The sequence below is a fragment of the Phormidesmis sp. 146-12 genome (genome assembly GCF_052939495.1).
The window spans coordinates 1-11,007 of record NZ_JBJPHS010000043.1 but is presented as its reverse complement, the minus strand read 5'-3'; the positions used below and the strand labels follow the sequence as shown (position 1 = coordinate 11,007).

Sequence of the window (11,007 nt, the reverse complement as noted above, 5' to 3'; positions counted from 1 at the left end):
AGTTTGGAGAACAGTTGGAGCTGGAGAAATAGCTACAGGGGTAACTGAAGAAGGTTGTGATGGTGAAGTAATTGATGTGATGGGCAGATTAGCTGTCCGCGATAGCAGCCACCAAACCAAAAGTCCAACCGTTAAGGGAACCAAGGATCCCAACCACAGTAGCCATATGCGTGGAACGCGCGATTTAAAGGATTCAGGAATAGGGAGAACCTCACCCCCAACTTGCGTTCGGAGTTTCTGTCTACGTATTTGACCAAACTCCTGCTTGGCGGCTTCTGCATCGCCTCGGATAAAGTTTGTCATGCCACGGGCGTATGTCAATAGCAATTCAAAGTCTTCTGACACTTCATCTAATGATGATTCCAGAGTTTCTACCAGATGTGCTAGACGGACGAGATCAATTCGGTTGTGCTGATAGGCGTTTTTGATTGCCAGTGCAAGACCGCGAATTGCCCGTCCGGGTTCCAGGTAAGCAAAGGCTGTCCACTCTTGCGCCTGTGCCAGAGTCTTCACATCCGGGTCACTGCTCTGTAGATCTGGCTGAATGTAGGCAAGCAGAAAGTCTGCTAATCCCAGCAATCGCTGTTGTCCCAACCGAGGATTGGATCGCAACAGGTTCAACAGTTCACGCCGAACCTCTCGATCCATCTCGTAAAGCCCCTGATCTACCTCCCGAAATAAACCCGAAAGCAGCAAGTCCGATACGGCAATCCAAGGAATATCTAGCGGTTCCCCGTTGACATCCCGTTGAAATCTGACCCGCAGGCGATAGAGCAAATCGGGTGTGACCGCAATAGGTAGCGCTGCCTGACACGCGAATAATAGGTGAGTATCACCAAACCGTCGTCGAAAAGCCTCGATCGGATGAGTGGGGATTCCTAAAGGTGCAATAGTCAGCGGCATTGCCTGAGTCATCTTCGTGCCTCCGAGGCAATAGGCTGCCCTCGCAGCACGGCGATTGCCCGATTTAATCCCTGCCGATTCATCTCAAACATGGGCACCAAGTAAGCAATTTCTGCCGCCGTTGTGCCTACCCATCGCTGATATGGCATTGGATTCAGCCATGCCATGTATCGCACTCGCTGCTTCAATTGAGTTAAGAATTCCTCGGTTTGGTCAATTCGCTGTAAATTAAACCGACCCCGTGCTGCTCCAGCATCACTAACAATCAGGATGACCACCTGTCTAGAACTCAATCTTCCTAGGACTGCATCCAAAGGCTCTAACACTCTTTGGGCAGAATCGCAGTAGAGTGAGTCTGTTGGGCAATTGCGAAAATGAAACACACTCACCTCACCTAAGCGTCCGCCCCGTCGAGCAGTTTCCACCAAACGTGTAGAAAGCGCCTGAAACGGTGTCATAGAGCTGCCCTGATCGAGCAAAATCAAAAGTTGAGTGCGATTCTTTCGTCTGGGAACCAGCACTGGCTTGAGAAAAATGCCCTGCCGCCCAATCTGATCGACCGTCGCAGGCACATCCACTTCTGTGACCGTGCCCTCCTGCACCAAACAGCGCAAATATCGCCAACTTTGCTTCATCTGTCGCTGCGTTAATGGGAAAAGCTCGTCTGGTACTGGTGTTTGATGGCGCTTGATCTGGCTTTTTCCAATCTGGGCTCGTAGCACAATCTGCTCCCTCGAAACCCCATGACTACTACCCTGAACCGTCTCCGAAGCCAGCGCTAACTCTGGCGTTTTCGTGGCAAACCAGGGGCGAGATCTCCCCTCGTGCACCCAGCGATCTGTCAGGTATTGCAGCAGCCATATCGAAAGCAATACTAGTCCCGCCGAAGCAGTAGCTCCTGTGATCACTACCAGAACCTCAGTTGTCTCCAATCGTCGAAATGGCTGGTTTGCGGTTTCTGACAGTTGAGGCGAACTACCAGGGCTGGGAGAACTGGTTGGCTGGTTTGTCGATACAGACACAGGAAACTTTCGCCAAACCTGGCTCGCTGCAAAACCACCCCCGATCGCGATCGCACCCGACAGTAAGACAATTGCCAGGTATTTCCAGGGAAACCTCTGGGGTGGAATAGGTTGAACCGGCACAACGGGAGTCAATAGAGGTGGCTGATTAGGCGGAACTGTGAGAAGCTCGAAGTAATAGTCAAACAGCCGTTGATCATCCTCTGACCTGATCCACAATGTTTGACATAGACGCGCTAAAGCTCCCTGGTCTACAATGCCATAGCCTGCCCTGATCGCCCGCAACACCGCTTCATAATCTTCAAGTCCAAGGGGCACACCCGCATCACGCAGTTGGGTGAACAGGTTGAGCAAGGGCATATCGTTCATAGACTTAACCCTCCCCTAGATAACGATCGCAGTCTTCCACAGTCTTGAGCAAAACATGATGATGGGGCAGTTTACCACCCAGCTTTTTCAGCACTTCTTCCTCGGTATCATGCCCGATGTTAGGACTTAGTGCTTTAACCCAATCAATTAGTTCACTGGTACTGACCTTCTTACCTACGGCACCTTTGTCAAGTTCCATGTCTTGCCGCAGTTGTAGGAAGCGAGCGAGCGCTTTTTCCAAAATCTCAGGCGATGTCCTTGGAAAGCGAGCATTCAAAATCTCAATTAACCGTTCCCGCGCCGGAAATTTAAGGGAGTGAAACAGGCACCGACGCAGAAAGGCATCTGGCAAATCCTTCTCATCGTTACTGGTAATGAAGACAATGGGTGGGTGTCTTGCCTGATACTCATCCGCCGTTTCCTCAACTTTAAACCGTTGTTCGTCAAGTTCTCGCAACAAATCATTGGGAAAATCAATGTCTGCCTTATCGATTTCATCAATCAACAGTACGGTGCGCTTTTCATTCAAAAAAGCCCGACCCAATTCCTCAAACCGCACGTAGGCGGCTGGATTTTTAGCTCGCTCAGCACTCCCATCCTGAATACCAGAAGCCGCTAGTTGAGCATCCCGCAACCGTCCAACTGCATCATAAGTATACAAGCCATCCCGCGCCCGACTGGTCGATTTGACGCACCAGACTTCATAAGCTAACCCTAATTCGTAGGCGACTGCACGCGCCAATTGGGTCTTGCCACATCCCGGTTCACCCTTCAGCAGCAATGGACGCTCTAGCAGAATTGCCAGATTGACTGCCTCAACCAACTCCTTGCTGGGCAAATATGGATACAAAACCTGACCACGTTCATCCCTTTGTGGCGCAGTTGATGTGTTTCCCTGGTACTTTAAGCGATTCAACCTCTGAGCCTCCATTTGCGGTCAAACTCTTCTTCCCACTCGTATTCGTCATAGCCACAGAGGTGATAAATTGCTCTAAGCACCTCGCCTGGAACACCGTTACTACTAGATTGCAACAATCGTTGAACGTTTTCATATGGGGGCGCAACTGCCACATCACGACGCGCCACTCTACTGAGATACGTCCTAACCCATTCCAACAGTATCCTATTCGTAAAGCGTTTAATTTTCGGCAGTTTGACTGGAATACTGGGTTCCCACGTCTGGTCAAGCTGCTCGATAAACGTCACTTTTTTCCAGTTTTTAACGCGACCTACGCGATCCACCAGAAACAGTAAAAGCGGAAAACGATCATTGTGACCCTGACTCTGCTGGACTACCCGCACCAAGGGCTGCCAAAACTCTACAATTAGCCGATTTAGAAATTCGTCGCATGTGAAGTCAACATCACTCAAGACCAGAACGATTTGTTGAGCTTGAAGTTGCCTAACGACCTCACTAGCAACAGTCCGACGTAACTGGTCGATGTGATCGCGACAGCTGAGCGTAAAGTTAGCTCCATCAAACAATCGTTTACCTAGTCGGTACCACAGGGCTTCAAGCGTGAGTTCTTGACTGCTACTTTCGAGGGGAATTTGGATCAGCTCGATCTCTCTACCCTGGCTGATAATTTCTAATAATTGTCTCAACAACCAACCCTGTCCATAACCTCTTTCGCCTTGAAGCAAAAAGGCAACATCTCGTCCAGTCTGGAATACCTGCTCAAAAAAATGTTGCTGTTCTTGAAAATCTAAGGCAAGTAAGTGGATATAAAGCTTCTCCCTTAGAGCAGAATCGACCGTTGCAGGTGGTTTTTCTACCATTGCATGGGACAGAGCTGAAATTTCTTGTTCTACCTGAACAATGCTCTCCTCTAAACGGTCTAGAGCAGATTTTCCCTCATGAACTTGTCGTTCAAGCCTAAACTTCTCGTCTGAACGAGTCTCCGTTGCCAAATCTCTTCCTAGTTGACCAAGATTGGCATTCCACAAATCCCACTCGCGCTGGAGCCGCTCGAAACTTTGCTCTAATCTTCTTAATTTACTCTGGGTTGCGATTTGGACGGAAGTCATATGCTCACTAACCGACTCCTAGTACAAATTTAATCGACCTCTTTTGCCATCGCTCTGCCCTCTCCCCCTCCCTCTCCTTGAGAGGAAACCAGACCTCTAGTATCCTTCTCCTTGGGGAGAAGGGTTAGGGATAAGTGTGATCTAAACCCTGTTGCAAAGAAGCTTTCTTGAATTTGCACTAGGTTGTACTGTTTTTTACTGACGCAGCGAAACCATTCTAATACTGACCGATAGCCCTGCTACCAGTCAAGAAAATGGAAAGTTTTCTGGACGGCCGCTTGCTTGTTACTGACCATACCTTGATACCTGCCCCGGCAAAACCAATACCAAAGATCACCCCAGATACGACAAACAATAGGCTGAGACCTGGCATGAAGTAGCCAATGAATCCTACGATCGGCGAAAGTACCCACAAAACACAGACCCAGCGAGGGAGCTTTCTTGCCATCCAAGAACCAACTGCTGACAAGCTCAAACCTACTGAAAATATCATTGCTCCGATCGGGTATAGACTGACCCCAGAGATTCTTCCAGTCCGTATCACTACAATGCCAATGATTGCTAATAGGAATCCGAATAATCCCCATAATCTAGATTCCTGATGCTGAAATCCATATATACCAATTATTCCAAATAGGATGAAGATATCAGTCAAGAAGTAAAGGATTGCGATCGCAACACTAGGGGCATCACTGGGTACAAACGATCCAACTCCACGCAGGATGCCTGCAAGTATTGCTGCAAGTCCGCCTAACCGAATTAGATTTGCACTAGACATTTAGTTGGTCTCCGGTGCAGCATATTTCTATAGAATCTGTGCTATTGATAATCCTATTTCTTGTCCATATGATAGTTCAAGCGTGTGACCGTTGGATTTTGCAAGAAAGCCCTCTTCCAAAAATCGATCATAAAATGTCTTCTGCGTAACAGTTGTAGACTCCATAATTGGCAATAGTGATCATCCGAGTGACCTTTTTGCCCTCAGTGCCCATGTTCAACGAAAGCGAATATTTCGAGAAAGCCGAAGCCACACGAGTGCGTGTTTTGAGTGAGGCGCTGCCCTATATTCAACAGTTTGCAGGACGGACGATCGTCGTCAAATATGGGGGTGCGGCGATGAAAGATAGCGCCCTCAAAGAGAAGGTGATTCGCGATGTCGTCTTTATGGCTTGTGTAGGGTTGCGCCCGATCGTCGTGCATGGGGGCGGGCCCGAAATCAACTCCTGGCTAGACAAGTTGGGAATCGAGCCTCAATTTAAAAACGGTCTGCGCGTCACCGATGCCGCCACGATGGATGTGGTTGAAATGGTGCTCGTGGGGCGCGTTAACAAAGAAATCGTTTCGTTGATCAATCAAGCCGGAGGATCGGCGGTGGGGCTGTGTGGCAAAGATGCCAGTCTGATTAAGGCGCGACCTGCGGACGAAGAAGGCATCGGATTTGTGGGAGAAGTCACCAGCGTAGACACCAGCATTTTAGAAACGTTGGTTAGCAATGGTCACATTCCTGTGGTCTCTAGCGTTGCAGCCGACGAAACTGGACAGGCTTACAACATCAATGCGGACACGGTAGCGGGAGAAATTGCGGCAGCGTTGGGCGCTGAGAAATTAATCTTACTGACCGACACGGCTGGCATCTTGCGCGACTACAAGGATATTTCGACTCTGATCCCCAAGCTCGACATTCAAGAAGCGCGAAAATTGATTGACAGTGGCGTGGTATCGGGCGGCATGATTCCCAAAGTGAGTTGCTGTGTGCGATCGCTCGCTCAAGGAGTCCGGGCGGCCCATATTGTCGATGGTCGGCTGCCCCACGCGCTGCTACTCGAAATTTTTACCGACGCGGGGATCGGCTCGATGCTGGTTGCTTCAGAATTTATGGCGTAATGAGTGAACCATAAGACACTATGGGAAGGAGAAAAAGACGATCGCCCCTTTCATTCCCCGGTGTCTACTTTTATGACAAAAATTTCAACTCAGGCTTACAGAGCGGCTAAAACGATCGCTCAAACCACCAAGTCCTACGAAGACAAGCTGCCCGTTCGCAACAATGGCTGTCGATCTCAATTTTTGATGCATTCCGCACCCACGCCCAAAGTCTGTCTGTTTTTTCATGGCTTCACGGCGGCTCCTTACCAGTTTTTACCGATGGGGCGCACGTTCTACAACGCAGGCTACAACGTGATTATTCCTCGGCTGCCAGGTCATGGAAAAGCAGGCGACTGGGGCAAAGACAATCCGCCACCTCTACCAGACGAGCCGGATGTTTACAAACAATTTGCGCTCACCTGGCTCCAAAAGGCTCAAACGCTGGGCGATCGCGTCGTCGTCGGAGGATTGTCAGGGGGCGGGACGATGGCGGCCTGGTTGGCCTTAGAGAAATCTGACCAACTCGATCGCGCCCTGTTGTTTGCTCCTTACCTCAGCAGCAGCAACAAAGTCATCGATCTGGTGGTAAATGTGTTTAGCACTTATTTCTCCTGGAAACCAGAGGCTCCTCCTGATAAAGTGATCGGCTACGGCGGGTTTGAGGTGCCTGCTCTGCGCGTGTTTTTGGAAATGGGAAAAGAAATTTTGCAGCGATCAAAAACTAGCTCCTCAGCTCCCATGTTCATTATTTCGACCGAAGCCGATCGCGCCGTCAGCAATCTTGACCACCAAACGCTCTACGAAAATACGCTAAAGCGCCAGCCCAAATCCTGGTATTACTGCTTTGATCAGTTGCTCAACATTCCTCACACAATGATGACTAAAGAGGAGGGCAACAAGTGGGAAAACCTGCTAAATGTCATGGCCAAAGCCTTTGTCGAAAGTAACGTCACCTGGACAGAAATCGAAGACATTGCCTACACCATGACCGAGGGCAAGACGTTTGATCAGGCGGTGAGACAGTTGAGACTGAGCGATCGAGTTTCGCGTGATCTGCCAACGGTGCTAACAATGGTCGATAAACGAGAAATCGTCATCAAACGCAACCCCAGTTGGAGCGACGAGTAGAACTTCAAAGCACGTCGATTTGATGAGATTATGCGCTTTGCCGATGAGTTCCAGTTGCCCCTAAATTCCTACATACGAAGGACTCACTCGATCGACCACACCGAAGCTTGATGGACTGCTGGCTTAACGCTAGTCCGTGTCTACCTTGCAGGTGTGGAATTCAACGGCTCGAATGTTTTAGGATGCAGAAGTCAGATCACCTAAAACGATAGAAACCTGTGACTTCTGAGAGCTTAGAACTGGTCAAAACTGAATATGAATCAGGCAAAAATACCTTTGAGCGGGGCGACTACCGCAAAGCCGTTCAGCATTTAGAACGGGCCAGCGCCCTGGTCGAGTCAGGATCACGGCTAGGAGGCGAAGTGCAGATTTGGTTAGTCACTGCCTACGAAGCGGCCGGACAGCGATCGGAAGCCCTCAATCTTTGCCGTCAAATCAGTCGTCACCCCGATCTCAAAACTCGTCAGCAAGCCAGACGGCTGATCCACATTCTCGAAGCGCCCTTGTTGAGAACCCGTCCTGAATGGCTGACCGAGATTCCTGACCTCTCCAAACTGCCAGACAACGGTTCACCTGACAATTCGGGAGTGTCTAAATTTGCCCCAACTACGCCTCGCAAGCCTGCCTCAAAGCCCCGTCTTACCATCCCGGAACCTGTTGATTTAAGTCAGGTTGACACCAGAGACAATCGGTTTATCTGGGTAGCACTAGGCGCGATCGGACTGATTCTAGGCGGCTTGGCGTGGTTGAGCTAACATAAATTCGCTGAGAGATGCAGCGGAAAACATCCATTGAACTGAGGTTATTTTGAAGTTTCTCAGAATTGAGGAGTTGGAGGCAGAAGATCCCGGTCGCGAAAAACTTGACTAAATTGATGTTGATTTAGAGAGTCTAGCGATCGTCCCATTGCCTCTCGCTCCTTCTAGCAATTAGTGGTTAGATGTTAGGTGATATCAATCCGCCTGTGTCATGCTGCTTAGAACTCTCAACCTAAAAGCTTTTGTGATGTCATCTCTAACCCGTGTCTTGGTATGGTTTCGCCTCGTTGGGATCGTGCTGCTCTCAACACTGATGCTGTCGGGCTGTGTGCGCTACAACTTGGGTGTAAATTTTGACAGTTCCAATCAAGGAGCGATCGTGCAGCAGATTCGTCTCGATGAGCGGCTGACCACCGGGCAGGCATGGCTAAACGATGTTGAAAATCGGGCGCGCAAAGTTGAGGGCAAAATTCGCCGTGTGTCTGATCAAGAAGTTTGGGTGACGATTCCTTTTGGCAGCGGTAAAGAATTAGAAGCAAAGTTTAATGAATTTTTTAGCTCCGACTTTAAAAACACCCGTAAAAAACGCTCCGCCAAAACGGTGGATCTGCCCAAAATTGACTCTCATCTGACGGTCAAACAAGGCAACTTTCTTCTCTTAGAAAGAACTCGGCTGATCTATGACCTGGATCTACGATCGCTCGGCGTTCAATCTTCAGATGGCTCCTTGCTGCTCAGTCCTGGTTCTTTAATTGAACTAGAGTTTGATCTAACAACTCCCTGGCGTGCTCGAAATGTGGGGGCTACTCAGGTGCGGCGATCGGACAAGCACTTAATTTGGACACTCCAGCCAGGTCAAAAAAATCATCTCGAAGCGACCTTTTGGATGCCTAGTCCGCTGGGAATTGGGGCTGTTGTGATTGGGCTACTCGTCGCCGGGGGAATCTATCTCAAACGAAACGACCCGCCTCAGCCTTCGTTTCCGTAGATTCTTCTCCCTTTGACTGTCTCCCTCTAGCTGTGCAGAATTGCGAAAGCCAGACTTTAATCCTTTAATGCTTCCAGTTTCTCCGCCCCCTACCTCTTTGCAAGAATGTCACGCCGTTCAGATGAGCTACAGCTCCGCAGATTGCTGGTCTTGGGTTTGAGTGGGCCGATCGTCGCCCTCAATGTGTGGCTCCTTAGTCAAGTGTTGCGCTATTTTGAGCATTCTGTGACGGTGCTGGTGATTTCGGCCATTTTGGCTTTTTTGCTCAATTACCCTGTCGAATTTTTTGAGCGGGCCCGCATTCGTCGCACTGGGGCCGTTGTGTTGGTTTTGCTGGCGACGGTGACAATTTTGGGGATTTTGGGCGTGACGCTGGTGCCGATTTTGATCAGCCAGGTCAACCAACTGCTCGAAAAAATTCCAGGTTGGCTAGAGGCGAGTCGGCAAAATTTTGAGGCGTGGGATGCTTGGGCAAAGACGAGAAATCTGCCGATCGACCTCAGAGGATTTGGCGGACGCATCAGTACCCAGATCGAAAATCAAATTCAAGAAGTCGCTCCTCAAGCGCTCGGACTGGCTCTAGGGACGGTTTCTGGAATCATTGACACCATTTTGATCATCGTGCTGGCGTTCTATATGCTGCTCTATGGCGCTCGGCTCTGGCGAGGTTTGATCAACCTGTTGCCGCCCAAATATGGCATTCCGTTTAGCGAGTCACTGCGGCTTAATTTTCACAATTTCTTTTTGAGTCAGATTCTTTTAGCCCTGTTTATGGCAGGCGGGCTGATTCCCATCTTTCTCGCGCTGAGAGTTCCTTTTACGCTGCTGTTTGCGCTAATCGTTGGCATCGCCGAATTAATTCCCTTTATTGGTGCCGCCTTGGGGATTGGGATTGTGACGATTTTGGTGATGTTTCAGAGCGTCTGGTTAGCCTTTCAAGTGGCGATCGCCGCCATCATTTTGCAACAAGTTCGAGACAATCTGTTAGCGCCCAAAATTATGGGTGACTTTACCGGACTCAACCCCCTGTGGATTTTTATCGCCCTGCTCATCGGTCTACAAATCGGCGGATTTTTGGGTGTTTTTGTTGCCGTCCCCGTCGCTGGCACCATCAAAGGCACGATCGACATCATTCGCAATGTCAAACCCCCCACGATCGTCGTCACCGAAGTCATCCGTACTGAATATCCGCCGATCGAATAACCTCCAGGCAGTTCTCAAACCCAGGCAAATTTCCAGCTTTTAGTCCAGTTAAAAAGATTTTCACTATATAAAAAGTTTCTAAAATTCAACTCCGTAGCGTCTCGATCTTAATGTCAGCCTTGCTCACCCGACGTTTGATCATTTCTTTTGTGAAAACAGCCTAAAAAACCCCTACCCATTTCTCCTCACTCCTCACCGCTCACTCCTTACGTTTTTGCAACGAATTCCAAGACAAAATCACAGACTACTGCATAATTGAACTGCATTTTCTTGCTCGACCCATTTCCCAAAAGTTGGTACACAGAACCGCGTAATTGGAGAATCAACCCGATGAGACAAATCAATTTTTTGCTGATCTTTGTGATCTGCTTGGCTCTGGTTTTATTTGGCATTGAAAACACCGAACCTGCTGTGATTCGAGTGGTTGAGGGTGTGCAGGTGCAGGCACCTTTGTCGATCGAGCTAATTTTGGCGATGGGCATCGGGGCCGTCATGGCCTGGGTGTTTAGCGTCTGGAGTCAGATTCAACGGATGATGGACAGTCGCAAAGAGCTTGACCTCCGAGAAGACCGTATTCAAGAACTAGAACAAGATGTCGAACGCTACAAAGCTGAAATTCAAGAACAACAACGACTACTACCCCAAGCTCAGGATGCCGAATCGAGGGAAGTTTTTGCTCAGTAGAGAGTGAGGGATGAGGGATGAGGGATGAGGGATGAGGGATGAGGGATGAGGGATGAGG

At 49.3% G+C, this 11,007-nt stretch carries 11 protein-coding genes; 6 read left to right on the top strand and 5 right to left on the bottom strand.

Annotation, left to right across the window (positions count from 1 at the left end; all coding sequences use genetic code 11):
- From ACKFKF_RS18325 to ACKFKF_RS18305, 5 genes are all read right to left on the bottom strand, one after another.
- On the bottom strand, nt 1-915 hold a 915-nt coding region (locus ACKFKF_RS18325; protein WP_446869023.1), incomplete at its 3' end, for a hypothetical protein.
- On the bottom strand, nt 912-2,294 hold the full coding sequence (locus ACKFKF_RS18320; RefSeq protein ID WP_446869022.1) for a hypothetical protein: 1,383 nt from the start codon (nt 2,292-2,294) through the stop codon (nt 912-914). The genes ACKFKF_RS18325 and ACKFKF_RS18320, both read right to left, overlap by 4 nt.
- Nucleotides 2,295-2,298: 4 nt before the next feature.
- Entirely contained in the window at nt 2,299-3,210 is a 912-nt protein-coding gene (locus ACKFKF_RS18315; protein ID WP_446869021.1) for an AAA family ATPase, read from the bottom strand.
- Entirely contained in the window at nt 3,207-4,322 is a 1,116-nt protein-coding gene (locus ACKFKF_RS18310) for a hypothetical protein (protein WP_446869020.1), read from the bottom strand. The genes ACKFKF_RS18315 and ACKFKF_RS18310 overlap by 4 nt, the downstream gene beginning before the upstream one ends.
- Before the next feature lie 217 nt (nt 4,323-4,539).
- Nucleotides 4,540-5,100, bottom strand: coding sequence for a hypothetical protein (locus ACKFKF_RS18305; RefSeq protein ID WP_446869019.1), 561 nt, complete (start codon nt 5,098-5,100; stop codon nt 4,540-4,542).
- A gap of 212 nt (nt 5,101-5,312) precedes the next feature.
- On the opposite strand from ACKFKF_RS18305, the gene argB reads away from it, so the two are divergent.
- From argB to ACKFKF_RS18275, 6 genes are all read left to right on the top strand, one after another.
- Nucleotides 5,313-6,206 carry an acetylglutamate kinase gene (argB, locus tag ACKFKF_RS18300; RefSeq protein WP_446856203.1) on the top strand — a complete coding sequence of 298 codons (894 nt, stop codon included), beginning with the start codon at nt 5,313-5,315 and terminating at the stop codon, nt 6,204-6,206.
- A 72-nt stretch (nt 6,207-6,278) separates the two neighbouring features.
- The gene (locus ACKFKF_RS18295) at nt 6,279-7,316 is read left to right on the top strand and encodes an alpha/beta hydrolase (RefSeq protein ID WP_446869017.1); all 1,038 of its coding nucleotides are present in this window, start codon (nt 6,279-6,281) and stop codon (nt 7,314-7,316) included.
- Nucleotides 7,317-7,534: 218 nt separating this feature from the next.
- On the top strand, nt 7,535-8,071 hold the full coding sequence (locus ACKFKF_RS18290; protein ID WP_446869015.1) for a hypothetical protein: 537 nt from the start codon (nt 7,535-7,537) through the stop codon (nt 8,069-8,071).
- 250 nt (nt 8,072-8,321) lie between these two features.
- Nucleotides 8,322-9,062, top strand: coding sequence for a DUF3153 domain-containing protein (locus tag ACKFKF_RS18285; protein WP_446869014.1), 741 nt, complete (start codon nt 8,322-8,324; stop codon nt 9,060-9,062).
- Nucleotides 9,063-9,167: 105 nt separating this feature from the next.
- Entirely contained in the window at nt 9,168-10,265 is a 1,098-nt protein-coding gene (locus ACKFKF_RS18280; protein WP_446869013.1) for an AI-2E family transporter, read from the top strand.
- Nucleotides 10,266-10,595: 330 nt separating this feature from the next.
- Nucleotides 10,596-10,949, top strand: a complete 354-nt coding sequence (locus ACKFKF_RS18275) for a LapA family protein (protein ID WP_446869012.1) — start codon at nt 10,596-10,598, stop codon at nt 10,947-10,949.
- Nucleotides 10,950-11,007 lie beyond the last annotated feature (58 nt).

Excerpts from the sequence above, each read along its gene's own strand:
- ACKFKF_RS18295 (WP_446869017.1), top strand. The coding sequence starts at position 6,279 with ATGACAAAAATTTCAACTCAGGCTTACAGAGCGGCTAAAACGATCGCT.
- ACKFKF_RS18285 (WP_446869014.1), top strand. The coding sequence starts at position 8,322 with ATGTCATCTCTAACCCGTGTCTTGGTATGGTTTCGCCTCGTTGGGATC.
- argB (WP_446856203.1), top strand. The coding sequence starts at position 5,313 with ATGTTCAACGAAAGCGAATATTTCGAGAAAGCCGAAGCCACACGAGTG.
- ACKFKF_RS18320 (WP_446869022.1), bottom strand. The coding sequence starts at position 2,294 with ATGAACGATATGCCCTTGCTCAACCTGTTCACCCAACTGCGTGATGCG.
- ACKFKF_RS18275 (WP_446869012.1), top strand. The coding sequence starts at position 10,596 with ATGAGACAAATCAATTTTTTGCTGATCTTTGTGATCTGCTTGGCTCTG.
- ACKFKF_RS18280 (WP_446869013.1), top strand. The coding sequence starts at position 9,168 with ATGTCACGCCGTTCAGATGAGCTACAGCTCCGCAGATTGCTGGTCTTG.
- ACKFKF_RS18310 (WP_446869020.1), bottom strand. The coding sequence starts at position 4,322 with ATGACTTCCGTCCAAATCGCAACCCAGAGTAAATTAAGAAGATTAGAG.
- ACKFKF_RS18305 (WP_446869019.1), bottom strand. The coding sequence starts at position 5,100 with ATGTCTAGTGCAAATCTAATTCGGTTAGGCGGACTTGCAGCAATACTT.